The sequence below is a fragment of the Bradyrhizobium sp. HKCCYLR20261 genome (assembly GCF_051168435.1).
Lineage (GTDB): Bacteria > Pseudomonadota > Alphaproteobacteria > Rhizobiales > Xanthobacteraceae > Bradyrhizobium.
Genome location: NZ_JBNPUZ010000001.1, coordinates 703,897 through 727,203 on the forward strand (window position 1 = coordinate 703,897; position 23,307 = coordinate 727,203).

Genomic DNA, 23,307 nt, shown 5'->3' on the forward strand with positions numbered 1-23,307 from the left:
TTGCATGCCTGTCAAACCGGAAATGAGGCGAGCTTTCCGGTATCTTGCAACGTCAGGACTAAGGTTTTCTTCAGCGGTTTGTCGGTAATCTCGTCCCGACACTCACCGGGCCGCTTATTTCAGATGAGGCGATTTCGCAAAACCTTTATCCGCGCCGGCCTGGAAGCGCTGTATCTGAGCGGCGCGCATGTCTGGCTGCGCCCGATCTTCTCCGGGGTCGGCGCGATCTATACGCTGCACCACGTCCGGCCGGCGCGCGACGCCGCTTTTCAGCCCAATTGTCATCTCGAAGTCACGCCGGATTTCCTGCGCGAAATGTTGTCGCACCTGCGCGCGCATGACATCGACATCATCACCCTCGACGACATGCATCAGCGGCTGGTGGCACGGAATTTCAGCCGCCGCTTCGCCTGCTTCACCTTCGACGACGGCTACCGCGACAACCGCGACTTCGCCCTGCCTGTGATGCGCGAGTTCGATGCGCCGTTCACGATCTACGTCACCAGCGACTTCGCCTCGGGGCAGGGCCGGCTGTGGTGGGTAGCGCTGGAACGGCTGGTCGCAAAGGCGCAGGCGATCGAGGTCGAGATCGGCGGCCTGCCCGTGCGGCTCGATGCATCGACGCCGTCGGCCAAATGCGTGACCTTCCAGCGCCTGCACGACTGGCTGCGCGCCCTGCCCGGCGACCACGACGTCCGGCGCGAGATCAGCGCGCTGTGCACGCGCCACGGCATCGATGAGACCGTCATCAGCCGCGAGCTCTGCATGTCCTGGGACGAGCTCCGCGCGCTCGCGGCCGAGCCGCTGATCTCGATCGGCGCGCATTCGATCAGCCATTGCAATCTCGCCAAGCAGACCGAGGACACGGCGCGGATCGAGATCACCGAAAGCCGGGCCCGGATCGAGGCCGAGTTGCAGCGGGAGGTCCTGCACATGGCCTACCCCTATGGCGACCGCGCCGCCGCCGCGCAGCGGGAGTTCGTGCTGGCGGCCGCGAGCGGGTACAAGACGGCTGTCACCACCCGCCCCGGCATGATCTTCGCCGAGAGCGCCGACCATCTCACCGCGCTGTCGCGCGTCTCGCTGAACGGCCACTATCAGGAGGCGCGCGTGCTGCCCGTGCTGACCTCCGGCGCGGCCACCGCGATGTGGAACGGTTTCCGCCGCATCGACGCGGCGTGAACAACTGATCAGCGCGCCATCGCTTCCAGCCGGGCCCAGGCGTCGCGATCGGGGAAACCGAGAGCGCGAAACCGCGGCGGGTACAGATGCGGCACGGGCGCGAACAAACCGCCGACAATGGTCATTGCATCCGGCCAGGTCACGTGCAGCACATCGCCGGGCTTCGACGCTGCCAGTCCGGTGCCGGGATCGATCACCTGCCAGACGAGGGCCAGCCGATCGGCCCGCGGCAACAACGTTCCATGAGTGCCGGAGGCCAGCGTGGTCACGCTGAACGACACCGGCTCGTCCTTGGCACGATACAGTTGCAGGCTGGCCACGAACACGTCCTGTCCATGGAGCTGGTGGTAGTGATCGAGCAGCTGCTTCTGCCGGTCATAGTCGGCCACAAGCCGCTGCTGGCGGATGTCGCGGTGGCGGGCCTCGAGCGCAGCATTGGCCAGCGTGGCCCCGCCCCACCGCTCTCCGTTCCACTGCAGCAGCGACGCCGTGCAGAAATGCGGCGTCTCAGCGGCGCTGGCGGAAATCTCGAGCAGCCGCACCAGCCCCGCGGGGTCGTTGGATCCGGCAACGTAGAAGACGTTGCGCCCGGGAACGGCGGCCACCGGTGCGCCGTCGAGCGGCGGCAGCGCGTAGTCCTCGCCCGGCGCCAGCAGCAGCAGTGACGATTGATAGTCCCCGAGGTTGGCACAGCCGAACAGCCCCTGCCCCAGCGGCTCGAACACCGGCTGCGGCATTCTTGCGCGAAAGTTCACCATGGCCTGGCGAAGCGCACGGTCCAGCGGCATTTCGGCCGCCGCAAGCTCATCCACCTTCAGGAGCGACATGCTGTCGGGCCGATCACGAATGGCGCAGACGACAAGGTCCGCTGCGAATGGCAGTGACGCCGTCACACGGCTGTCATCGGCCGGACCGCCGCCGATCCAATCGCGGAGCATCAGCTCGCTGACCAGCACGCGGGAGCGAATTCCCGGCATCAGCTCATCCGCAAGACTCTCCAGCGAGAGCGTGCCGTGACTGCGCGCTTCGACCAGCGAGCGCACGAAACGGGCGACCAATTCCTCCCGGCGGGATGGCAGCCGCGCCTGCCATTCGGTGAAGGTGTTGTCGATGAAGGCGGTGACCTGCGAGCCATCCTGCAGAGCGGCGACGAAGCTGCGGGCGGACGGATCGAAGCTTTGCACAACGAGACCTTGCCGACGGCACTCTGCAATCAACGTCCGCACGAACTCGGTCGTGAGATCTTCCGCCTGCTCCCGAACAAAACGCTTCTTGATCCACTCGAACATCAAGTCACCGACTCATCACGCAACGGCACCGACGATATCACGGCGGCGGTTGTGGTGACAAAGCGGGTCGCGCAAGCTCACGCTTCATATGCCGCCCGCAGCTTCGTTCCATCGCTTGACTCGAACGATCGGGCCACCCAGAACGGGTAACAACGACAGGAGGAAACCACATGCTGAAAAATCTGTTCTCGCTCGACGGCCGCATCGCGCTAGTCACCGGCGGCTCGCGCGGCATCGGTAAGATGATCGCGGCCGGCCTGCTCGCGCAGGGCGCGGCGCGTGTCTACATCACGGCCCGCAAGGCGGGCCCGTGCGAGGAGACGGCGAAGCAGCTGTCGGCCGAGTATGGCGGTGAATGCATCGCGCTGCCGATCGACATCTCGACCATGGCAGGGATCGACATGCTCGCCGGCGAGATCAAGACACGCGAGCCCAGGCTCGACATCCTCGTCAACAATGCCGGCGCGGCCTGGGGCGCCGACTTCGACGAATTCCCGGAGAGCGGCTGGGACAAGGTGATGAACCTCAACGTCAAGACGCCGTTCTTCCTGACCAAGGCGCTGGCCGCGCCCTTGCGCGCGGCTGCGAGCGCCGAGCGGCCGGCCAAGGTGATCAACATCGCCTCGATCGACGGCATCTTCGTCAACCCGCTGGAGACGTATTCCTATGCGGCGAGCAAGTCCGGCCTGATCCACCTGACGCGGCGCATGGCGGCGAAGCTGATCAAGGACCATATCGTGGTCACCGCGATCGCGCCGGGCCCGTTCAAGTCCGACATGAACAAGGCCGCCCGCGACCATGCCGACGAGGTCGCCACCCGCGTGCCCGCGGGGCGCATCGGCACCGACGAGGACATGGCAGGCACCGCGATCTTCCTGGCGTCACGCGCGGGCGACTATGTGGTGGGGAATACGATCGCGGTGGATGGCGGGATCGTGTACGCCAACCCCGGCATTCCGGGCGCGGGCTGGGATAGCTGAGGCAACGCTCTCACTCCGCGGGAGGTCGGCTCTCTCCCCCCTTGTGGGGGAGAGGTGGAGAGCGGGGTAGCCACGAACGACCGTCTCCGTGGCTACCCCCCTCCCTAGCCCTCCCCCACAAGGGGGGAGGGAATAGAGCGAGTTCCGGTCATCGATCTCGACTTCAGCGGTTCGAGATCAGGCGCTGACAGTGGCTTCGCGAGATGGGATGGCGGGCAGCTTCCTACTCGCCGCTCCCTATTCGCCTCTCATCAGGTCTCGATCTTCACGTACTCGAAGTCGCCCGGCTTGTTGTCGATGCCGACCTTCGGCGGGGCGATCCAGGAGGCGTATTCGCCGATCTCGGTCACCGGCTTCATCAGCGAGGAGATGTAGGCGCCGTCGTCGGAAGACGGCAGCCAGTCGCCCTTGCGCTTCTGCCAGGTGCCCTCGTCGATCAGGATGCCGTCAGGTGTCGCATGGACGTCCTTGAACTCGCCGATGGCGCGGTGGAAGGCGGTGTGCGGCAGCTTCAGCTCGAAGTCGTAGCCGGCCGTGGTGATGATCTTGTTCCAGCGCAGCAGGCCCTTGATGCAGTCCTGCGAGTAGTCGTCGCGCAGGCGCATGTTGAGTGCAGTCAAGGCCGGCTCGTCGACGCGCTTGATCTCGCCGTCGACCAGCTTCAGCACCGGATAGGTCGAGTTCTTGAGCTGGTGATCGTCCTGGATCTGGGTCTCGTGGTAGCGGCCCTTGATGCCGGCATTGAAGGCGTTCGCCGCGTTGGTCGAGACCTCCGAGCCGAACAGGTCGAGCGACAGCGTGTAGTGCAGGTTCAGCTTCTTCTGGATGGTCGGCAGATCGATGACGCCGAGCGCGCGCACCTTGGCGATATCGGTGGGATCGTCGATGCCGGCGGCGCGCATCGCATCGACGGTGCGCTGGATGACGCGGCCGACGCCGGTCTCGCCGACGAACATGTGGTGCGCCTCTTCGGTCAGCATGAAGCGGCAGGTGCGCGACAGCGGATCGAAGCCGGACTGCGCGAGCGAGTGCAACTGCATCTTGCCGTCGCGGTCGGTGAAATAGGTGAACATGAAGAAGGACAGCCAGTCCGGCGTCTTCTCGTTGAAGGCGCCGAGCATGCGCGGAGAATCCGCATCGCCCGAGCGGCGGCGCAGCAGATCATCCGCCTCTTCGCGGCCGTCGCGGCCGAAATATTTCTGCAGCAGGTAGACCATCGCCCAGAGGTGACGGCCCTCCTCGACATTGACCTGGAACAGGTTGCGCATGTCGTAGAGCGAGGGCGCGGTCTTGCCGAGATGGCGCTGCTGCTCGACCGAGGCCGGCTCGGTGTCGCCCTGGATCACGATCAGGCGGCGCATCAGCGCGCGGTATTCGCCGGGGACCTCCTGCCACGCCGGCTCGCCATAATGCTCGCCGAACGGGATCTTGCGGTTCTCTTCCTGCGGAGCCAGCAGGATGCCCCAGCGATAGTCGGGCATCTTGACGTAGTCGAACTTGGCCCAGCCGCGCGGGTCGACCGAATAGGCCGTGCGCAGGTAGACCAGCGACTGCTGGAAGCCCTCCGGGCCCATGTCATTCCACCAGTCGACATAACCGGGATGCCAGCCTTCGAGCGCCTTCAGGACCTGGCGGTCCTCGGCGAGATTCACGTTGTTCGGAATCTTGGTCGAGTAGTCGACGTTCATGATGTTCATGTTCATGGCGTGCCTCCCTGAATTCGTTCGAGCTGCTTGGCTCGTGGATGGCCGGGTCAAGCCCGGCCATGACGGATGAGAACTATACGCGCGTCATGTCGTATTGCGGCCGCTCGCCGGTGCCGTAGCGCCGGAGTGCGCCGTCCTCGCCGACCGCGTTGGGGCGCTGGAAGATCCAGTTCTGCCAGGCGGTGAGGCGGGCGAAGATCTTCGACTCCATCGTCTCCGGACCGGCGAAGCGCAGATTGGCCTCGAGGCCGGTGAGGCTGTCCGGCGAGAAGCTGGCGCGCTCCTCGAGGAAGACGCGGATCTCGTCCTCCCAGTCGATGTCATCGAGCGCGAAGGTGACGAGGCCAAGCTCCTCGGCGTCATCGGCTTCGAGCGGCTTGCCGATATGCTCGTGCACGCGCTCGAGCCCGTTGGGATCATCGAGGAAGCGCGACTGCAGCCGGGTCAGGCCGTGGCTCATCGGATAGGGGCCGAAATTCATCGCCGACAATTCGATCGCCGGCGCCGGGCGGTTGTCGCCCTGGATGGTGCCGATCAGCATGTAGGAGCGGTCGGAAGCGAACACGAGCTCGGCCAGGGTGCCGGCGAAGCAGGAGCCGGGCTCGACCAGCGTGACCAGCGTGCGCGACGTGACGTCGATGCGCTTCAGCACGCGCTTCCAATAGTGCCTGATTTCGTTGACCAGCCAATGCGCCTTGTTGGCTTCGAGGAACGCGTCATGGGCCAGGACATGGGCGCGGTCGCCATGCGACTTGAACACCAGCATGGCGATGCCGAGTTCGTTGATGCGCAGATGCAGGATGGCGTCATCGAGCTCGCGCGCGACCTGCAGCGGCCAGAAGGACGCGCCCTGCCCGATCATGCCGTCGATATCGGCCGGCGGCGCCGCTTCCGGCGCCGAGATGGTGATCGTGGCGATGCGAGCCGTGCGGTCGATGTCGACATTTACGAAGCCGTAGCGCACGCTCGATGCGTCGATGACCCGCTTCAACGGCGTCAACTCGACACCCTTGCCGCTGCCGTTCCGCTTCGACGCGGCGGCGAACTCCTTGGCGCGCTCGGCGACCTTGGCGTCGACCTTGGAGTTCGGCGCGATCTCATCGACCAGCCGCCATTGTACGGCGCGCTTGCCCTTGACGCCCTCTTCCGTGGTGCAGAACGCGTCCGCGCGGTCGCGGCGCACCTTGCGCTTGTCGACGACGCGGGTGAGACCGCCGGTGCCCGGCAGCACCGCCAGCAGCGGCACCTCCGGCAGCGACACCGAGGACGAGCCGTCATCGGCGAGGATGATGTGGTCGGTGGCGAGCGCGAGCTCATAGCCGCCGCCGGCCGCGGTGCCGTTCACGACGGTGATGAAGCGCTGGCCGGAATTCTCGGACGAGTCCTCGAAGCCGTTGCGGGTCTCGTTGGTGAACTTGCAGAAGTTCACCTTGTGGGCGTGGGTGGCGCCCGCGAGCATGCGGATGTTGGCGCCGGCGCAGAACACGCGCGGCTTGGCCGAGCGCAACACGACGACCTTCACCTCGGGATGCTCGAAGCGCAGCCGCTGCACGGCATCGGCGAGCTCGATGTCGACGCCGAGGTCATAGGAATTGAGCTTGAGCTGGTAGCCCTCGAACAGGCCGCCATTCTCGTCGACGTCCATGGCGAGCGTCGCCACCTCTCCGTCGATCGAGAGCTTCCAATGCTTGTAGCGGGAGGGATCGGTCTGAAAATCGATGAACGTCTTGCCTCCCGCGAGTACGCGGTCTTCCCCGGCCATGAGTCACCCTTCGTTGGAGTGCTTATCGTTGAGATGTAAAATAATGCATGTTCTTGCTGCCGTCTACGAGGAAATGCCGAAACATGCATTTTATTTCATGTTTGTGATTGGGCGAGCGGCAGGGTGGCCGCGGCGAACTCGGCAATGACCCGCAGGGTGGCGTCCGGCGCCTCGCGGTGCGGGGAATGGCCGGTCTGGGGCAGCATGGTCACCTCGACCGGGCAGTAGCATTCGTCATGGATGATCTCGACTTGGCGGACCGTGCCGTACTGGTCGTCGGCGCCCTGGATCACCGCCACGGGGACGCGGATGTAGGCGAGGTCGGCGGTGATGTCCCAGGCGCGGAAGGCAGGATCGAGCCAGGCGCCGTTCCAGCCATGGAACGCGTTGTCGACGTCCTTGTGCCAGCGCGCGAGCTTGGCGCGCAGCTCGGTGGTCTCATAGGCGGTCTTGATCGCGGCGATCGACGACACCGAAACATCCTCGACAATGACATGCGGCGCGATCAGCACGATACCGTCGAGGCGGTGGTCGGCATGACTGCCGGCGTAGATCGCAGCGATCGAGGCGCCGTCGGAATGGCCGACGAGCAGACCGCGCTGGAAGCCAATGAGGTCGAGCAGTTTCGGCAGCACCTCGCGCGCCTCGCGCTGCATGTAGTCGAGCGGGCGCGGCAGGTTCACCGGGGTGGAGGCGCCGTAGCCGGCACGGGAATAGGCGAACACGGAGGCGCCGGTGGCGGCCTGCAGTTTGTCGGGAAAATCGCCCCACAGGCCGACCGAGCCGAGGCCTTCATGCAGCAGCACGATGCACGGCGCCGCGGAGGGCTGCGGGCCGATCAGGCGATATTCGAGCTGCGCGGAGTCGATGGTGAGGAAGCCGGATGCAGCCAAACTCATCGCGTTCTCCAATCATACCACGGACGAAAAATGCTCGCCCGGTGAACTCCGACGTTCCCTCCCCCCTTGTGGGGGAGGGCTAGGGAGGGGGGTGAGCCACAAGCACCGGCGCTCGTGGTACCCCCCTCTCCACCTCTCCCCCACAAGGCTAGTCTGAGCACACATCTGCGAGGAAGTAACCTTCGGCGATTGCGTTGAAGCGGGTCAGTCCGCGGGACATGGTGATTGGCCCGGTGGATCGCTCGCTTTCATAGCCGGTCCATCCGCCGAGGCGCGCAATCGACCAGGCCGCCCAGGCGAGGCTTTGGGGCGCAAAGGGGTTCTGCTGTTTGACGGTCTTGCCCTGAAGCTTGGCCTGTAGCGCGGTGAGGACCTCGATCTGTCTGTCGTCGAAGACGTGACTGGCTGGCTGGTCGTGATGGGGGGAAGCCCTCGCGAGCACCAATTGCATGCTGATCGTTGCGCCGATCAAGGCGATGACGACGAGCTTTTCCAGCACGTCGCCATCCTCGACGACGCTCTCTTCGATTCCCAGGCCCTGGGTCTTCACGGTCCGGAACAATTGCTCGATGTGCCAGCGTTGCCGATACCAGCCGATCACCGTCATGGCCTGGGCGACCGTGTCGACCGCATGGGTCGTCAGCAGGCGCCAATGAACCGGCGCCTCGCCGTCCGGCGGGTTCTGTTCGATCACCTCGATGGCGGACAGCTCGATCTCCGCCTGGGCGTCTCGGTCGGAACAGGATCCGGGACGGCGGATCCGGATCCGCCCGAACCGCACGATCAGGTTGGCCTGCCGCGCTTGGCGCTTGCCTGGCCGGGCCGGCAGATCGAGTTGGTAGCTGTGCATGTGGGGAAGCTGCTCCATGGCCGCGAACAGCGTCCCACCGCCCACCACGGCGCGGTCACGCGACGCACGGGTCAGAAGGTGTGTCCGTCGGTCCGGCAGACGGTCCCACTTCTCATAGATGTCGCCTTCGCGGTCATCGATCACCGTGACCATCGCGGCTTGCCCCAGCGCCGCCTTGGCACGCTGGGGACCCTTGAGCCAGCGTATGGACTCCTTCTCCTCGATCGGCTGGCAACGATAGTTCTTGCTTTTGGCCTTCGTGCGTCGCCAGACCTGGACGTCGAGCAGGCCCAGGCAATATCCGCGTTCGGCATCAAGGGCCAGCATCGGATGCACGAACAGCCCGACATCGCGGCCGTTGCCGACGGTGCCGAGGCCACGCTTGCGGCCTCGTTGGCTCTCGTAGTTGATCTCGCTGGTGTCCTGGATCACCAGCACGTGGCGGCCGGCGCATGCCTTGGCCACCCGTGTCCTCTGGTGCACCACCATCTTCGAGACCGTGACCCGATCGTTGCTCACAAAGCGTCGAAACGCGACCTGCTCCGCTCGCGTGTCGCCGAGCTGACGCAGACAGATCGTCTGCCGATCGGAGACGCGCTGCAACAGGCGCGCGCCGTTTTTTTAAGGCGCGCGTCGCCAAAATATCCGAGACTCATTTTCTGCCACCGCTTGCTTGCGCGAATCGCGACGGCAGAAAAAGAATCACAGTCGATTCCCTCGCTTCAAGTCTAAATACTTGAAAAAGCGCCAAAAGATCTGTGCTGAAATTAGCCCCCACAAGGGGGGAGAGAGCCGAGCGGAGTTAGCGGCGATGAGTTGCGTCACCATGTGCACGCTATTCTCTCCTTCGTCATGCCCGGGCTTGACCCGCCTGCGCGGCCGAAGCCGCTTCGGCGCGGCGAAGGCCCGGGCATCCACGTCTTTCCTTCTCGCAGAGAGATGGATGGCCGGGTCAAGCCCGGCCATGACGACAACTAACAGCAGGGCCAACTCACGGGCAGGAAGACCAACTACTGACTCGCCCCCTCGCGCAGCTTGAAGCGCTGGATCTTGCCGGTGGCGGTCTTTGGCAACGCGTCCACCACCTCGATCCAGCGTGGATACTTCCACGGGCCGATCTTCTGCTTGACGTGCTCTTTCAATGCCTCGTGCAGCGTCTCGCGGTCGACGCTCGGGCGCAGCACGACATAGGCTTTCGGCTTCAACAGACCTTCCGGATCGGCCTCCGGCACGACGGCCGCCTCCAGCACGGAGGGATGCGTGATCAGCGCGCTCTCGACCTCGAACGGCGACACCCAGATGCCGGAGACCTTGAACATGTCGTCGGAGCGGCCGCAGAAGGTGTAGCGGCCGTCGGCGTCGCGGACATATTTGTCGCCGGTGCGCGTCCAATAGCCCTCGAAGGTCGAGCGCGTCTTGTGGCGCTGATTCCAATAGCCCTCGCCGGCCGAGGGCGCATGCACCAGCATTTCGCCGACCTCGCCGTCGGGGACGTCTTGTCCCGCCTCGTTGACGAGGCGGACCTGATAGCCCGGCACCGGGCGGCCGGAGGAGCCGTATTTGATGTCGCCGGGCGCATTCGACAGAAAGATGTGCAACAGCTCGGTCGAGCCGACACCGTCGAGAATGTCGACGCCGAAGCGCGCGCGCCACGCATTGCCGACGGATTCCGGCAACGCTTCGCCGGCCGAGGTGCAGATGCGCAAGGCGCTGCCCGCCTTCTCGTGACGCAACGACTCGTCATGCAGCATCGCCGCGAACAAGGTCGGCACGCCGTAGAAGATGGTCGGGTTGTAGCGGTTCATCAGCTTGAACATCAAACCCGGCGTCGGGCGCTCGGAATTCAGGATCGTGGTGGCGCCGACCGAGAGCGGGAAGGTCAGCGCGTTGCCGAGGCCGTAGGCGAAGAACAGTTTCGCGGCGGACAGGCAGACGTCGCTCTCGCGAATGCCGAGCACCTGCTTGGCGTAGGTCTCGGCGGTCGCGGCGAGATTGCCGTGGAGATGGCGGACGCCCTTGGGCATGCCGGTCGAGCCGGAGGAATACAGCCAGAACGCCGGTTCATCCTCGTGGGTGGCGACGGTGTCGAACTGATCGCTCTCGCGCGCGAGTTCTTCGGACAGCAGCTTGTGGCCGAACGCGTTGCTGCCGGAGACGACCACGCAGTTGAGGTCCGGCATGCGCCCGACGATGTCCTTCACGACCGGATACAGCGCCTCCGAGACGAACAGCACGCGGGCGCGGCAGTCCGCCAGCACATAGGCGTATTGCTCCGAGGTCAGCAGCGTGTTGAGCGGCACCGGGACGACGCCGGCGCGCATGCTGCCCAGGAACACCGCGGGGAAATCCACCGTGTCGAGCATGATCATCGCCACGCGCTCCTCGCGGCGGACGCCGAGGCGGCGCAGCAAATTGGCGACGCGGCAAGACTGCTGCTGCAGGCCGCGATAGGTCAGCTCGGAGACCGTGTCGGTGTAGGCGAGCTTGTCGCCGCGGCCGGCCTCGACATTGCGGTCAAGCAGCCACGACACCGCATTGTACGACTTCACGGCGTTCCTCCCCCGATTTTTGAATTATAATTCATAGAAGGCCACCAACATCGCTTGCTGTCAATCCTCTCCGGCACTATGTTTCCTGATCACAAGAGTACCTCAGGGATATGACGCCACACAGCGACGCCCCGCGCGACGACGGCCAGTCCGCGGCCGAGACCGACTTCCTCGACCAGCTGGGCCAGCGGGTGCGGCGGATGCGCGGCGTCGCCGGCATGTCGCGCAAGGTGCTCGCTGAGGTGTCCGGCATTTCCGAGCGCTACATCGCCCAGCTCGAAAGCGGCAAAGGCAACGTCTCGATCGTACTGCTGCGCCGCATCGCCAACGCCATCAACGCGCCGCTCGACGACATCATTCCCGGCGGCGAGCCCTCGCCCGACTGGCCGGTCATCCGTGATCTCCTGAAGAAGGCGAGCCCGAGCCAGATCGCGCAGGTCAAGGAGCTGCTCGCCGGCGGCGCCTCGGCGCCGCTGCGGCGGACGTTCTCCGGCATTGCGCTCATTGGCCTGCGCGGCGCGGGCAAGTCGACGCTCGGGCGGATGCTGGCGGAGCGGATCGGCTGGAGTTTTGTCGAGCTCAACAAGGAAATCGAGCGGCAGAACGGCCTGTCGGCTGCCGAGATCATCGCGCTCTACGGCCAGGAAGGCTTCCGCCGCATGGAGCAGACGGCGCTGGTGCAACTGCTGGCCCGCAAGGAGCCGATGGTGCTGGCAACCGGCGGCGGCATCGTCTCCGAGCCTGTCACGTTCGACCTGATCCTGACCTCGTTCTACACAATCTGGCTCAAGGCCGAGCCGGAGGAGCACATGGCCCGCGTGCGCAAGCAGGGCGATTTGCGGCCAATGGCCGACGACCGCTCGGCGATGGCCGAGCTGCGCAACATCCTCGCCAGCCGCGAGCCGCTGTATGCGCGGGCCAATGCGGTGGTGGATACGGCAGGGCTGACGGTGGACGCAGCCGCCGCACGGCTCGGCGAGGCTGTGAAGCCGGTCATCGCCAACGAGGCGCGGATGTTCGCGCGGGGGTGAGGCGCGCCTGCCCGGTTGGACGGGCAGACGCGCGGACGAGTCCGGCCGAGACTACCGCGTTTCGATCTCCCGCAGCTCCGCGTAGGTCAGCGGCGTCAGGCCGGCGCCATCGAAATAGATGAAGCGCAGGCGGCGGCGGCGGGAGATGAAGTTCGACGGCAAGGGATCGTAGCGGAAGCTGCTGCCGCCGAGATGCGGGGTCAGGCTGCCGACGTCGGTCAGCGCGTCGATCTCGACGCGCAAGAGCTTCAGGCTCTCGCCGTCGCGCAGGATCTCGAACGGGACACGGGCGAGCCGCAGGAAGCTGGTCGGATCGGGGGCGGCGATGAAGCCGTCGACGAAGGCGGCCTCGACCTTGTCGAGATCCGGCTCGACCACGGGCGCGGGCTTGGCGCCCTCGGGCTGATGCGGCGTCTGCCATTGCACCGGCGAGCGCCCGCCATGCGGATGGTTATGGCCGGGGCCATGCGGCGGATGGTCGTGGTCATGGTGATGATCATGATCGTGGGAATGACCATGATCATGAGAATGACCGTGATGGTGATGATGATGGCGCATCGCGGACCTCAATAGCTGACCGGCTTGTTGATGATATGCTTGTGGCTGCCGAGCTTGCCGTGGGCAACCATCGAGCCCAGCGCCTCGACGACGACGCGGACGCCGATCAGTGCTGTGATGTCCGAGGTGTCGTAAGGCGGCGAGACCTCCACGACTTCGAGCCCGCACAGACCCTCGGCAGCGACGAGGCCGAGCAGCTTCAGCGCCTCGCGCGGCAGGAAGCCGCCGGGCTCCGGCCAGCCGGTGCCGGGCACGAAGCCGCAATCGATGGAGTCGACGTCGAACGAGATGTAGACGGCGTCGGCATCCTTCCAGGCCAGCTCCAGCGCGATCTCGGCGGTCTTCTCCAGGCCGATCTTCTCGATGTCGGCGATGGTCAGCACGTTGGTGTTGCGCTTGCGCGCGACCTCGACGCCCTCGCGCGGCACCTGCCAGCCGCCGATGCCGAGCTGCACCAGATTGGTCGGCGACACGTTCGGCAGGTTGGTCGCCCAGTACCAGGGCGTGGTGTGCATGCGCTCGTCGAGATCCTTCTCCTGGATATCGATGTGGCGATCGAAATGGATGATGCCGATGCGCTTGTCCGTGCATTGCGCGATGCCGCGGACGCAGGGAAAGCCGATCGAGTGGTCGCCGCCGAGCATGATCGGCAGCGCGCCGGACGAGGCGACATGCGCGACGCCGCGGCTGATCTGGTCAAAGCTCTTTTCCAGATTGGCGGGGATGGTGAAAACGTCGCCGGCATCGCACAGGGTCATCTGCTCGCGGAGGTCAACGCCGAGCTCGTAGTTATAAGGCGTATACAGCGCCGAGATGCGGCGGATGCCCTGCGGCCCGAAGCGGGTGCCGGGGCGATAGGTGGTGCCGGAATCGAAGGGGATGCCGATCACGGCCGCGTCGTATTTGCCGACGTCGCGGACGTTCTCGACATAGGGCGCCTTCATGAAGGTGTTGATGCCCGCGAAATGCGGCAGTTCGCCGCGCGCGAAGGTCGGGATGTCGCGATCCGTCAGCGTGTCGGCGCCGGGCAGGCCCATGTCGAGCGCCCATTGCCGCTCCTTGCGCCAGCCGTTCGTCGGCAGCTTGCCCTCGGCCTCCAGCGCCTGCCAGCCCTGCGTGGCCATCTTGTCGAAGTCCGGATGGTGACGGCGCAGGCCCTGGCGCTGTGGCTGCAGGCCGGCACGGCGCGTGCGCCGCATGGCTGGGAATGACATGGAGTTCTCCTTCGTTTCTTCTGGGTGTTATTGCGCCGCCTGGACGCTGGCGCGGATGAAGCCGAGCACGGGCACCGCGCTGTCGCGGGTGAGATCGAGGTCGTAGGTGATACGCGCGCCGAAGCGTTCGGGCGCCTGCGGATCCTTGCGCGGGCGGTCGAGCGCGATCAGCCGCGTCGCGAGGCCGAACGCCTCCTTGATGTCGTGGGTGACCATTACGATGGTCATGTTGTGCTCGCGCCACAGCGGCTTGATCAGCGCATGCATCTGCGCGCGGGTGCCGGGATCGAGCGCGCCGAAGGGCTCGTCGAGCAGCAGCACGCGTGGCTGCTTGGCGAGCGCCTGCGCGATCGCGAGCCGCTGCTGCATGCCGCCGGACAGCGCGCTCGGATATTTGTCGGCGTGAGGTCCGAGGCCGACCGCCTCGATCAGCGCGCGGCTCTTCTCCGCCGCCTCCTTGCGTGCCGAGCCGAACAGCCGCGCCGTGAACGGGCTCGCCGCGAGCTCATAACCGAGCAGCACGTTGCCGAGCACGGTGAGATGCGGAAACACGGAGTAGCGCTGGAACACGATGCCGCGGTCGGGGCCAGGCTCGGCCGGGAACGGCTGGCCATCGAGCAGCACCGCGCCCTGGCTCGGCCGTTCCTGGCCAAGGATCAGACGCAGGAACGTGCTCTTGCCGGCACCGGAGGGACCAACGATCGAGAGGAACGTGCCGGAGGTGATCTCGAGATTGATGCGCTCGAGCACGACCTGGTTGCCGTATTCGACCCAGACGTTGCGGAAGGACAGCGTGCTCATCAGCGGCTCCCTTGCGCATAGGCCCAGGGAAAGGCGCGCCGGCCGAACCACACCAGGGCGTAGTCGAACACGTAGGCAAGCAGTGTGATCCAGACGACGTAGGGCAGGATCACGTCCATCGACAGATAGCGGCGAACGAGGAAGATACGATAGCCGAGGCCGACGTCGGAGGCGATGGCTTCCGCCGAAATCAGGAACAGGAAGGCCGGGCCGATCATCAGCCTGAGACCCTGGATCAGCCGCGGCATGATCTGCGGCAGCACCACGCGGATCGCGACCTGCCAAGTCGAGGCACCCAACGTCTGCGCCTTGATCAGCTGCTCGCGCGGCATGTTCTGCACTTCCAGCGAGAGATCGCGGACCAGGGTCGGCGTGACGCCAATGATGATCAGCACCACCTTGGAGAGCTCGCCGAGGCCGAACACGATGAACAGCACCGGCAGCACCGCCATCGGCGGGATCATCGACAGCACAGCGACGAGGGTGCCGAAGCCGGCGCCCGCGATGGGGAGCAGGCCGATGGCGAGGCCGAGCGTGAGACCGATGGCGGCCGAGATGCCGAGCCCGAGCGCGAGGCGCTGCAGGCTTGCCGCCGTATCCGCCCACAGCACGTAGTCGCCGGAGCGCCGGTCCGGCTCGGTCGCGAGCCGCTTCGAGGTCGCGACCATTTCCGACACCGGCGGCAGCAGCTTGTCGTCTGGATTGTCGGCGCGCCGCTGCGCCGAGCCGATCACATAGATCAGCGCGATCAGCAGGAACGGCAGCAACGCCAGCAGCAGCCGGCTGCCGCGGTTCGGAACGACGTTCATGGCACGCGGCATCGCCAAGCTCCCTCAATCCTCTCCACGAGCGCGCTGTTCGTGGTCAATTGTCCGTACAGTCGAGCCCGAAGCGGGCTGCCAGCCTCTCCCCGCGTGCGGGGAGAGGCTGGATTGCATCGCGAGATGCAATCCGGGTGAGGGGGGCTCTCCGCACGGCCGGTGCGCGTGGCTGCCCCTCACCCCAACCCTCTCCCCGTGAAGGACGGGGAGAGGGAGCGCACCGACAGCGCCGCGCCGATATTCGTCTCTCTCCATCAGCACTCTGGCCACGATCAACTTGCAGCACCGATCTAAAGTAAGCCTCGCGCGTAGCGCCGTCTCGAACCATGAGGCCACGTCACGGGCCTCGCCCTTCGAGACGCCCGCCTAAGGCGGGCTCCTCAGGGTGAGGGGAGAGGCTGGTAGGCCGACGAAAGATGATCAGAGCTTCCCGTCCGCCGCCATCTTCATGTAGGTCGGATCGAATCGCAGCTTGACGTTCGTGGTCGAGCCCAGCGCCTTCGACGGCGTGGAGATGCCGACCGCGTCCTTCGACTTGACGTTCTCGCCGAGCAGGTTGTGGTCGAAGCAGAAGGTGCGGACGTGATCCATGATCTTCGGCAGCTCCGGACCGGTCATGAAGGCGAGCGCGTCTTTCGGCTCGTAGTACATGAACGTGGTCTTGAGCTGAGTCTCGAAGCCCGCGAGATCGGTGCCCGAGAGCTTCGCCATCGCCTCGCGCGCGGCCTTGCCCTTCTCGCTCTGGTCCTTCATCAGCGCGATGGTCTCGTACCAGATGCCGGTCAGCGCCTTGCCGAGGTCGGGGTTATCCTTCAGCGTCTGCGTATTGACGACGAGGAGGTCCTCGATCTCGCCCGGGATCTTGCTGGAGTCGAACACCAAGGTCGCGCCGGGCTCGGCCTTCACTTCGAGCAGTTGCGGATTCCAGGTGACGATCGCGGTCGTATCCGGCGACTTCGCCGCGGCGACGATGTCGGCGTCCGAGGTGTTGACCGTCTTGATGTTCTTCTCGGAGAGCTTGACGGTCTCGAGGCCGCGCGCCAGCAGATAATGCGACACTGACAGCTCGACCAGATTGACCTTCTGGCCCTTGATGTCGGCCAAGGTCTTGCCCTTCTTCAGGACGACACCGTCATTGCCGTTGGAGTAGTCGCCCAGGATGATGGCAGAGGTGTCGACGCCGCCGGCGGCCGGGATCGTCAGCGCATCCATGTTGGTGACGGTCACGCCGTCGAACTTGCCGGCCGTGTACTGGTTGATCGACTCGACGTAATCGTTGATCTGGGCGACCTTGATCGAGATGCCGTATTTGTCGGCCCATTTCTTGACGATCCCGGACTCCGCCGCATAGGGCCACGGCATCCAGCCGACATAGATGGTCCAGGCGATGTTGAATTCCTTCTTCTTCTCGGCGTAAGCGGGCGACAGCGATGCGGTCGCCAGCGTCGATGCCGCGAGCAGTGCAACAAACAGATTTCGCGCGTTGAACATATCCAGTCCCTCATCGGTTTTTTGACCTGCGGACTGGCAAACACAACCTCGAGCCTGCCAAGCGCGGCCACTGAGGTCTCCCGGGTTTTTATCCCGCCGTGCACCAGGGCTCTCCCCTGGCGGCTGCTCTCGGACCAGCGTTCTCGCGTGGAGAACCGGAACCCTAGCAGCCAACTCTAAGCACTGAGATCAGCAATCCGCATGCCAGAGGAAAATGCTTGCGATTCAACGGAACGGACCGCAGCATGTGCTCAAAAAGACGGCATCACGAATTCATCTTGGGCGGTGAGGATCGTTGGCGACGATGGCCATGCACCCGCGGCATGAACCGGTCATCGCGCGCGAACGACCTCATCAAGTCGGCACATCCGGTGCCGTGGTTGGGAGTCTCGTTGTCATGATCAGATTATCCGGGATCGCAGTGGCAGGCCTGCTGGCTGCGGGTCTGATGTCCGGAGCGGCCATCGCGCAAAGTGCGCCGACCGCGGACGCGCCAGCCGCAACTCCCTCCCCCACCCCGAATCCGTCGCCTGCGGCAGCGGCACCCGCGAGCGACAAGCCGGCTGAGACCAAGCCTGCTGAGACGAAGCCGGGTGAAACGAAGCCCGCCGCCGACGCCGCCGCTCCGAAAAAGAAGAAGCGGACGAAGACCACCCGGCAGGAAGTCGAAGACTCCTTGCGCAGCGGCACGGTGCCGTCGCGCTACCGCAGCCGAGTGCCCAAGGAATACCAGAAGTACATCCCGTTCGAACGCTGAGCGCGGGTGCGGTGATCGACGGCACCTAGGCCGGCGGCGTCAGCTTCACGATGACGCCGACGATCAGCATGAACGCGAGACACAGCGCCGTCTCGAGATCGGAATGATCGGACCAGAAGCCGCGCAGTGCCGATGCTGCTTTTTGCGTTGCTTGGACTTTTCGGTGGGGCGTACGCATTTGCTCAACCTTCGATAAAAGGCAAGACAAACTACCACTTGAAAGAATAGTCCTCTCCACGCCGCCCCTCAATGCGGAAATTCGGCTCACGTCAGCAGGACTGACTGATACGGCGACCAAGGCCAGTTCGTTGGCCGACCACCTCACCCCGGCGGCAGCGCGCCCCCTCTCCCGCTTGCGGGGGAGGGCTGGGGTGGGGGCGCCACGGCGGCAGTGTTTCCGGAGCGGCCCCCACCCGCAGCGCATCTGGCGATGCGCTACGACCTCCCCCGCTCGCGGGGGAGGCGCTGACCGAGCTTGCTGGGAGAGCAGAACTCTTAGACGAGCAGGATGCTCTCACCCCGGCGGCAGCGCGCCCCCTCTCCCGCTTGCGGGGGAGGGCTGGGGTGGGGGCGCCACGGCGGCAGTCGTTCCGGAGCGGCCCCCACCCGCAGCGCATCTGGCGATGCGCTACGACCTCCCCCGCACGCGGGGGAGGTGCTGACCGAGATTGCCGGGAGAGCGAGGCTGGTCAGATCCCGAGATAGCGATGCTGCAGCTCCGGCTCCGCCATCAGCTGCTCCGACGTGCCGCTCCACACCGTGCGGCCGCGCTCGATGATGTAGTGGCGGTCGCAGATGCGGGTGAGGTGCTCGACGTTCTTGTCGATCACCAGGATCGACTGCCCGCGCGACTTCAACAGCGACAGGCAGTTCCAGATCTCCTCGCGGATCAGCGGCGCCAGGCCTTCGGTCGCCTCGTCAAGGATGAGCAGCTTCGGATTGGTCATCAGCGCGCGGCCGATCGCGAGCATCTGCTGCTCGCCGCCGGAGAGCTGGTTGCCCATGTTGCTGCCGCGCTCGGCGAGCCGCGGAAACAGCGCGTGGATCTTGTCGAGCGTCCACGGATCGGACGCGCCGAGCCGGTTGGTCGAGGCCGCCACGAGATTCTCTGTCACGGTCAGGTTCGGGAAGATCTGCCGCCCCTCCGGCACCAGGCCGATGCCGAGCTGCGCGATCCGGTAGGACGGCAGCTTGCGCGTCTCATGGCCGCTGAAGCGGATCTGGCCGGCGCGCGCCTGGGTCAGGCCCATGATCGAGCGGATCGTGGTCGTCTTGCCCATGCCGTTGCGGCCCATCAGCGAGACCATCTCGCCGGGACGGATTGCCAACGACAGTCCGAACAGGACCTGACTGAGGCCGTAGCAGGTCTCGATGCCGTCGACGTCGAGCAGCATGCCGTTGTCTTTCTGATCACCCATTTTCTGATCAACCATGGCCGACCACCACATGCTGATCGCCGAGATAGGCGCGCTTGACCTCCTCGTTCTGCCGGATCTCGTCCGGCTTGCCCGAGGCGATGATGCGGCCATAGACCAGCACGGAGATGCGGTCGGCGAGCGCGAACACCGCCTCCATATCGTGCTCGACCAGCACGATCGACACTTCCTTGCGCAGCTCGGCCAGCAGCTTCACCATGCGCTGCGATTCCGTGACGCCGAGGCCGGCCATTGGTTCGTCCAACAGCATGATCTGCGGCTTGGTCGCGAGCGCGACGGCGAGCTCGAGCTCGCGCTGCTCGCCATGGCTGAGCTTCGACACCAGCACGTCGGCGCGATGACCGAGGCCGACGCGCTCCAGCGCGGCGCGCGCGGCGTCGCGCAGCGGCTTCTCCTTGCGCGCATTGGCGAAGAAGCGGAACGAATGCCTGCCGTCATGCGCCTGCGCCGCGAGCGCGACGTTGTCGGCGGCGGTGAAGTCGGTCAGCAGAGACGTGATCTGGAACGAGCGCGCCAGTCCGAGCGCGCTGCGCTTGTAGGCCGGGAAATGCGAGATGTCGCGGCCGCCCAAAAAGATGCGGCCGGCATGCGGCGCGAGATGACCCGTGAGCTGACTGATCAAGGTGGTCTTGCCGGCGCCGTTGGGTCCGATGATGGCGTGGATCTCGCCCTTGGACACGTCGAGACAGACGTGATCGGTGGCGATGATGCCGCCGAAGCGGCGCACCAGATTGTCGACGCGGAGCAGCGGTTCAGCCACGGTTCAACCTCCCGAGCATGCCCATGATGCCGCCGCGGCCGAACAGCACGATCAGGAGCAGCAGCGGCCCCATGATCAGCGCCCAATATTCGGTGAGCTGCGACAGCACCTCCTCCAGCACCAGGAACACCACGGAGCCGACGACCGGCCCCATCAAGGTACCCATGCCGCCGAGGATGACCATCACCATGAGATCGCCGGAGCGGGTCCAATACATCACGGCCGGGCTGACGAAATCGGTGTTGTTGGCGAGCAGCGCGCCCGACAGCCCGCACAGCATGCCCGCGATGACGAAGCAGGCGAGCTTGTAGCGCTTGGAGGGGAAACCGATCGCCTGCATGCGCTGCTCGTTGGAGCGCAGGCCCTGCAACACCAGGCCGAAGCGCGAATTGACGATGCGCCAGACCAGCGCGACGACGGCCAGCAGGCAGGCCAGGCAGAGATAATAGAACTGGACGCGGTTGCCGAGATTGAGCAGGCCGCCGAAATCGCTGCGCTTGTACACGGTGAGCCCGTCATCGCCGCCGTAGCGCGCGAGGCCCGAGGCGACATAATAGGCCATCTGCGCGAAGGCGAGCGTGATCATGATGAAGTAGACGCCGCGGGTGCGTAAGGAGAGCGCGCCGATGACCAGCGCATAGAGCGCGGACACGGCGATCGCCACCGCGAACTGCGCCCAGCCGGAGCCGACGCCCTCCTGTGCCAGGATGCCGACAGCGTAGCCGCCGATGCCGAGATAGGCGGCATGGCCAAAACTCATCATGCCGCCATAGCCCATCAGCAGGTTCAAGCTGACGGCCGCGAGCGCCAGGATCACGATGCGGGTGAACAGCGTGAGGATGAAGATGTTGCCGGTCAGGTTCGAATAGACCGGCAGCAGCACGAGGCCGGCCACGACGAGCGCGGCCACGATTGTCGAGACGTTGAGCTTGGATGTCATCTGCGGTTGGCCGGAAACAGACCTTCAGGCCGCGCCACCAGCACGATCGCCATCAGGAGATAGATCAGCATCGACGACATCGCCGGCGCCGCCGTGGAGGCTGCCGCCGAGTTCAGCACCTGGCGCAGCAGATTGGGCAGGAAGGCGCGGCCCATCGTGTCGATCAGGCCGATCATGATCGCGGCGATGAAGGCGCCGCGGATCGAGCCGATGCCGCCGATCACGATCACGACGAAGGCGAGGATGAGGATGTTCTCGCCCATGCCGATCTGCACGGTGAGGATCGGCGCCTGCATCAGGCCGGCGAGACCGGCGAGCGCGGCGCCGAGGCCGAACACCAAGGTGTAGAGCAGCTTGATGTTGATGCCGAGCGCGCCGATCATCTCGCGGTTGGAGGCGCCGGCGCGGATCAGCATGCCGATCCGGGTGCGCATCACGCCAAGATAGAGCAGCAGCGCCACCAGCAGCGCCACGACGATGATTGCGAGGCGATAGGCCGGATATTGAATGCCGGGCAGGATCGTGACCGGGAAGGCGAGCCAGGATGGCAGCGACAGCGCAAGGCCCGCGGGACCCCAGATCAGCCGGACGGCCTCGTTGAAGAACAGGATCAGGCCAAAGGTCGCGAGCACGTGGTCGAGATGGTCGCGCCCATAGAGATGGCGCAGTGCCGTGAATTCGAGCACGATGCCGAGCAGAAGCGTGGCACCGAGCGCCATGACGCCGCCGAGCACGAAGCTGCCGGTCCAGGCCACGAAGGTCGCCGCGAAATAGGCGCCCATCATGTACAGCGACCCGTGCGCGAGATTGACGAGGTCCATGATGCCGAACACCAGCGTCAGGCCGGCAGCCAGCAGGAAGAGCAGCAGTCCGAACTGCAGCCCGTTCAGGAATTGTTCGACGACGAGAAGCATGCCCCTCACTTCACGCTCAAAAAGACGGCGGCAGAACCATTGCAGGCGCTGCCGCCATGTCCGTCCCGATCTTAGGCCGGAGATGTTTTAAGCTTCAAGCAAATTCCAGGCCGGTCTCGACCCCGGCCCGAAATTCTTTTGGCTCATTTCATCGGGCACTTCTCGTGGAAGCGGTCCTGGTCGTTCTCGACGATGGTCGCCACAGTCTTCAAGGAGAGCTGGCCGTCGGCGTCCTTGACCACGTCCTGCAGGTAGAAGTTCTGGATCGGAATATGGTTTTTGCCGAACTTGAAGTTGCCGCGCAGCGACTTGAAGTTGGCCTTCTCCATTTCCGCCTTCATCTCGGCCTTCTTGGAGGTGTCGCCCTTGACCGCGACGACAGCGCTGTTGATCAGCTGCGCGGCGTCATAGGCCTGGGCGCCGTAATAGGTCGGGCGCAGACCGGTGTACTTCTTGCGGTAATCCTCGACGAATTTCTTGTTCTGCTCGTTCGGCAGGTCGTTGACCCACTCCTGGGCGCCGGGTACGCCGATCGCGTTGTCCTTCTGCAGCGGCAGCGACAATTCGTCCACGGTGAAGGCCGTGTAGAGCGGCATCTTCTCCTTGAGGCCGGCCTGCGCGTATTGATTGAGGAACTGCACGCCGGCAGCGCCGGGATAGAACACGAAGATCGACTCGGCGCCCGAGGCGCGCGCCTTGGAGAGCTCGGCGGAGAAGTCGAGCTGGCTCGGCCACACCGTATATTCCTCACCGACCACCTGGCCCTTGAAGGTGCTCTTCACGCCCGCGAGCATGTCCTTGCCGGCCGCATAATTCGGTCCGATCAGGAACACCGACTTCACGCCCTTCTGGTTCATGTAGAGGCCCATCGCGGCGGGCGTCTGATCGTTCTGCCAGGAGGTCGAGAACACGTAGGGCGAGCACAATTCGCCGGCGAGCTGCGACGGGCCGGCATTGGCTGATATCAGGAAGGTCTGGGAATCCACAGCGGTCTTGAGCGAGGCCAGGAGCACGTTCGACCAGATGTAGCCGACGATGAAGTCGACCTTGTCGGACTGCACCAGCTTCTCGGTCTTCTGCTTGCCGACATCCGGCTTCTGCTGGTCGTCCTCGTAGATCACCTCGACCGGCTTGCCGTCCATCTTGCGGCCGAGATGGTCGAGCGCCAGCTCGAACGAGTTGCGCATGTCGTTGCCGATCACGGCGGTGGGGCCGCTGAACGTCGAGACGAAGCCGATCTTGATGGTGTCGCCGGCAAAGGCCGTGCTCGAAAACAGCAGCGCCGCCGCGCCAGCCAGCCAGAAGCTCGTCTTCATGGTCGTCCCTCCCCTGATCACGGTCAGTTCTTATCGTTGTTTCACCGGCAC

The 23,307-nt window shown here is 65.1% G+C and carries 21 protein-coding genes and 1 riboswitch; of the genes, 4 read left to right on the plus strand and 17 right to left on the minus strand.

All coding sequences use genetic code 11. The annotated features are described in order from the left end of the window. The first annotated feature begins 123 nt into the window (after positions 1 to 123). Entirely contained in the window at positions 124 to 1,182 is a 1,059-nt protein-coding gene (locus ACQR1L_RS03260) for a polysaccharide deacetylase family protein (RefSeq protein ID WP_434856459.1), read from the plus strand. Between the two features lie 8 nt (positions 1,183 to 1,190). On the opposite strand, the gene ACQR1L_RS03265 is transcribed toward ACQR1L_RS03260, so the two are convergent. Continuing rightward, complete coding sequence (locus ACQR1L_RS03265) at positions 1,191 to 2,471, minus strand: hypothetical protein (RefSeq protein ID WP_434856460.1); 1,281 nt, start codon at positions 2,469 to 2,471, stop codon at positions 1,191 to 1,193. A gap of 170 nt (positions 2,472 to 2,641) precedes the next feature. Here ACQR1L_RS03265 and ACQR1L_RS03270 point away from each other — a divergent pair, with 170 nt between their 5' ends. Continuing rightward, positions 2,642 to 3,451, plus strand: coding sequence for an SDR family oxidoreductase (locus tag ACQR1L_RS03270; RefSeq protein ID WP_434856461.1), 810 nt, complete (start codon positions 2,642 to 2,644; stop codon positions 3,449 to 3,451). Between the two features lie 251 nt (positions 3,452 to 3,702). Here the strand turns inward: ACQR1L_RS03270 and boxB are convergent, their stop codons facing one another. The 5 genes from boxB to ACQR1L_RS03295 all read right to left on the minus strand — a co-directional run bounded on the left by boxB (position 3,703) and on the right by ACQR1L_RS03295 (position 11,199). Then, a complete protein-coding gene (boxB, locus tag ACQR1L_RS03275) occupies positions 3,703 to 5,154 on the minus strand; it encodes a benzoyl-CoA 2,3-epoxidase subunit BoxB (RefSeq protein ID WP_434856462.1) in 1,452 nt (483 codons plus the stop codon). Positions 5,155 to 5,230: 76 nt separating this feature from the next. Continuing rightward, positions 5,231 to 6,919 (minus strand): 2,3-epoxybenzoyl-CoA dihydrolase, encoded by a 1,689-nt coding sequence (gene boxC / locus ACQR1L_RS03280; RefSeq protein ID WP_434856463.1) that lies wholly within the window; start codon positions 6,917 to 6,919, stop codon positions 5,231 to 5,233. Positions 6,920 to 7,014: 95 nt separating this feature from the next. Continuing rightward, entirely contained in the window at positions 7,015 to 7,818 is an 804-nt protein-coding gene (locus ACQR1L_RS03285) for an alpha/beta fold hydrolase (protein ID WP_434856464.1), read from the minus strand. Between the two features lie 148 nt (positions 7,819 to 7,966). Beyond that, on the minus strand, positions 7,967 to 9,271 hold the full coding sequence (locus ACQR1L_RS03290; protein ID WP_434856465.1) for an IS4 family transposase: 1,305 nt from the start codon (positions 9,269 to 9,271) through the stop codon (positions 7,967 to 7,969). A gap of 407 nt (positions 9,272 to 9,678) precedes the next feature. Next, positions 9,679 to 11,199, minus strand: coding sequence for a benzoate-CoA ligase family protein (locus ACQR1L_RS03295; protein WP_434856575.1), 1,521 nt, complete (start codon positions 11,197 to 11,199; stop codon positions 9,679 to 9,681). A 128-nt stretch (positions 11,200 to 11,327) separates the two neighbouring features. On the opposite strand from ACQR1L_RS03295, the gene ACQR1L_RS03300 reads away from it, so the two are divergent. Then, positions 11,328 to 12,248, plus strand: coding sequence for a helix-turn-helix transcriptional regulator (locus tag ACQR1L_RS03300; protein WP_434856466.1), 921 nt, complete (start codon positions 11,328 to 11,330; stop codon positions 12,246 to 12,248). 51 nt (positions 12,249 to 12,299) lie between these two features. Here the strand turns inward: ACQR1L_RS03300 and ACQR1L_RS03305 are convergent, their stop codons facing one another. The 5 genes from ACQR1L_RS03305 to ACQR1L_RS03325 all read right to left on the minus strand — a co-directional run bounded on the left by ACQR1L_RS03305 (position 12,300) and on the right by ACQR1L_RS03325 (position 17,133). Next, positions 12,300 to 12,674, minus strand: a complete 375-nt coding sequence (locus tag ACQR1L_RS03305) for a hypothetical protein (RefSeq protein WP_434856576.1) — start codon at positions 12,672 to 12,674, stop codon at positions 12,300 to 12,302. Positions 12,675 to 12,814: 140 nt separating this feature from the next. Beyond that, positions 12,815 to 14,020 (minus strand): agmatinase family protein, encoded by a 1,206-nt coding sequence (locus ACQR1L_RS03310; protein WP_434856467.1) that lies wholly within the window; start codon positions 14,018 to 14,020, stop codon positions 12,815 to 12,817. A 27-nt stretch (positions 14,021 to 14,047) separates the two neighbouring features. Next, complete coding sequence (locus tag ACQR1L_RS03315; RefSeq protein ID WP_434856468.1) at positions 14,048 to 14,821, minus strand: ABC transporter ATP-binding protein; 774 nt, start codon at positions 14,819 to 14,821, stop codon at positions 14,048 to 14,050. Beyond that, positions 14,821 to 15,642, minus strand: coding sequence for an ABC transporter permease (locus ACQR1L_RS03320; protein WP_434856469.1), 822 nt, complete (start codon positions 15,640 to 15,642; stop codon positions 14,821 to 14,823). Before ACQR1L_RS03320 ends, ACQR1L_RS03315 begins: the two co-directional genes overlap by 1 nt. Before the next feature lie 420 nt (positions 15,643 to 16,062). Beyond that, complete coding sequence (locus ACQR1L_RS03325; protein WP_434856470.1) at positions 16,063 to 17,133, minus strand: putative urea ABC transporter substrate-binding protein; 1,071 nt, start codon at positions 17,131 to 17,133, stop codon at positions 16,063 to 16,065. Between the two features lie 75 nt (positions 17,134 to 17,208). After that, positions 17,209 to 17,311, minus strand: a riboswitch (guanidine-I (ykkC/yxkD leader). A gap of 219 nt (positions 17,312 to 17,530) precedes the next feature. Here ACQR1L_RS03325 and ACQR1L_RS03330 point away from each other — a divergent pair. Beyond that, entirely contained in the window at positions 17,531 to 17,890 is a 360-nt protein-coding gene (locus ACQR1L_RS03330; RefSeq protein WP_434856471.1) for a hypothetical protein, read from the plus strand. 25 nt (positions 17,891 to 17,915) lie between these two features. On the opposite strand, the gene ACQR1L_RS03335 is transcribed toward ACQR1L_RS03330, so the two are convergent. The 6 genes from ACQR1L_RS03335 to ACQR1L_RS03360 all read right to left on the minus strand — a co-directional run bounded on the left by ACQR1L_RS03335 (position 17,916) and on the right by ACQR1L_RS03360 (position 23,256). Next, entirely contained in the window at positions 17,916 to 18,068 is a 153-nt protein-coding gene (locus tag ACQR1L_RS03335; protein ID WP_434856472.1) for a transporter, read from the minus strand. Positions 18,069 to 18,579: 511 nt separating this feature from the next. Then, positions 18,580 to 19,284, minus strand: a complete 705-nt coding sequence (locus ACQR1L_RS03340; RefSeq protein WP_434856577.1) for an ABC transporter ATP-binding protein — start codon at positions 19,282 to 19,284, stop codon at positions 18,580 to 18,582. A gap of 31 nt (positions 19,285 to 19,315) precedes the next feature. Further along, the gene (locus ACQR1L_RS03345) at positions 19,316 to 20,086 is read right to left on the minus strand and encodes an ABC transporter ATP-binding protein (protein ID WP_434856473.1); all 771 of its coding nucleotides are present in this window, start codon (positions 20,084 to 20,086) and stop codon (positions 19,316 to 19,318) included. Beyond that, positions 20,079 to 21,026, minus strand: a complete 948-nt coding sequence (locus ACQR1L_RS03350) for a branched-chain amino acid ABC transporter permease (RefSeq protein ID WP_434856474.1) — start codon at positions 21,024 to 21,026, stop codon at positions 20,079 to 20,081. Before ACQR1L_RS03350 ends, ACQR1L_RS03345 begins: the two co-directional genes overlap by 8 nt. Then, on the minus strand, positions 21,023 to 21,940 hold the full coding sequence (locus ACQR1L_RS03355; RefSeq protein WP_434856475.1) for a branched-chain amino acid ABC transporter permease: 918 nt from the start codon (positions 21,938 to 21,940) through the stop codon (positions 21,023 to 21,025). The genes ACQR1L_RS03350 and ACQR1L_RS03355 overlap by 4 nt, the downstream gene beginning before the upstream one ends. 143 nt (positions 21,941 to 22,083) lie before the next feature. Next, on the minus strand, positions 22,084 to 23,256 hold the full coding sequence (locus ACQR1L_RS03360) for an ABC transporter substrate-binding protein (RefSeq protein WP_434856476.1): 1,173 nt from the start codon (positions 23,254 to 23,256) through the stop codon (positions 22,084 to 22,086). Between the last annotated feature and the right edge of the window lie 51 nt (positions 23,257 to 23,307).

Bases quoted from the DNA above. Each gene is read 5' to 3' on its own strand.
- ACQR1L_RS03355 (WP_434856475.1), bottom strand. From the start codon at position 21,940: ATGCTTCTCGTCGTCGAACAATTCCTGAACGGGCTGCAGTTCGGACTG.
- ACQR1L_RS03315 (WP_434856468.1), bottom strand. From the start codon at position 14,821: ATGAGCACGCTGTCCTTCCGCAACGTCTGGGTCGAATACGGCAACCAG.
- ACQR1L_RS03350 (WP_434856474.1), bottom strand. From the start codon at position 21,026: ATGACATCCAAGCTCAACGTCTCGACAATCGTGGCCGCGCTCGTCGTG.
- ACQR1L_RS03335 (WP_434856472.1), bottom strand. From the start codon at position 18,068: ATGCGTACGCCCCACCGAAAAGTCCAAGCAACGCAAAAAGCAGCATCG.
- ACQR1L_RS03340 (WP_434856577.1), bottom strand. From the start codon at position 19,284: ATGCTGCTCGACGTCGACGGCATCGAGACCTGCTACGGCCTCAGTCAG.
- ACQR1L_RS03330 (WP_434856471.1), top strand. From the start codon at position 17,531: ATGATCAGATTATCCGGGATCGCAGTGGCAGGCCTGCTGGCTGCGGGT.
- ACQR1L_RS03270 (WP_434856461.1), top strand. From the start codon at position 2,642: ATGCTGAAAAATCTGTTCTCGCTCGACGGCCGCATCGCGCTAGTCACC.
- ACQR1L_RS03320 (WP_434856469.1), bottom strand. From the start codon at position 15,642: ATGCCGCGTGCCATGAACGTCGTTCCGAACCGCGGCAGCCGGCTGCTG.
- ACQR1L_RS03300 (WP_434856466.1), top strand. From the start codon at position 11,328: ATGACGCCACACAGCGACGCCCCGCGCGACGACGGCCAGTCCGCGGCC.
- ACQR1L_RS03265 (WP_434856460.1), bottom strand. From the start codon at position 2,471: ATGTTCGAGTGGATCAAGAAGCGTTTTGTTCGGGAGCAGGCGGAAGAT.
- ACQR1L_RS03260 (WP_434856459.1), top strand. From the start codon at position 124: ATGAGGCGATTTCGCAAAACCTTTATCCGCGCCGGCCTGGAAGCGCTG.
- boxB (WP_434856462.1), bottom strand. From the start codon at position 5,154: ATGAACATGAACATCATGAACGTCGACTACTCGACCAAGATTCCGAAC.
- ACQR1L_RS03285 (WP_434856464.1), bottom strand. From the start codon at position 7,818: ATGAGTTTGGCTGCATCCGGCTTCCTCACCATCGACTCCGCGCAGCTC.
- ACQR1L_RS03325 (WP_434856470.1), bottom strand. From the start codon at position 17,133: ATGTTCAACGCGCGAAATCTGTTTGTTGCACTGCTCGCGGCATCGACG.
- ACQR1L_RS03360 (WP_434856476.1), bottom strand. From the start codon at position 23,256: ATGAAGACGAGCTTCTGGCTGGCTGGCGCGGCGGCGCTGCTGTTTTCG.
- boxC (WP_434856463.1), bottom strand. From the start codon at position 6,919: ATGGCCGGGGAAGACCGCGTACTCGCGGGAGGCAAGACGTTCATCGAT.
- ACQR1L_RS03310 (WP_434856467.1), bottom strand. From the start codon at position 14,020: ATGTCATTCCCAGCCATGCGGCGCACGCGCCGTGCCGGCCTGCAGCCA.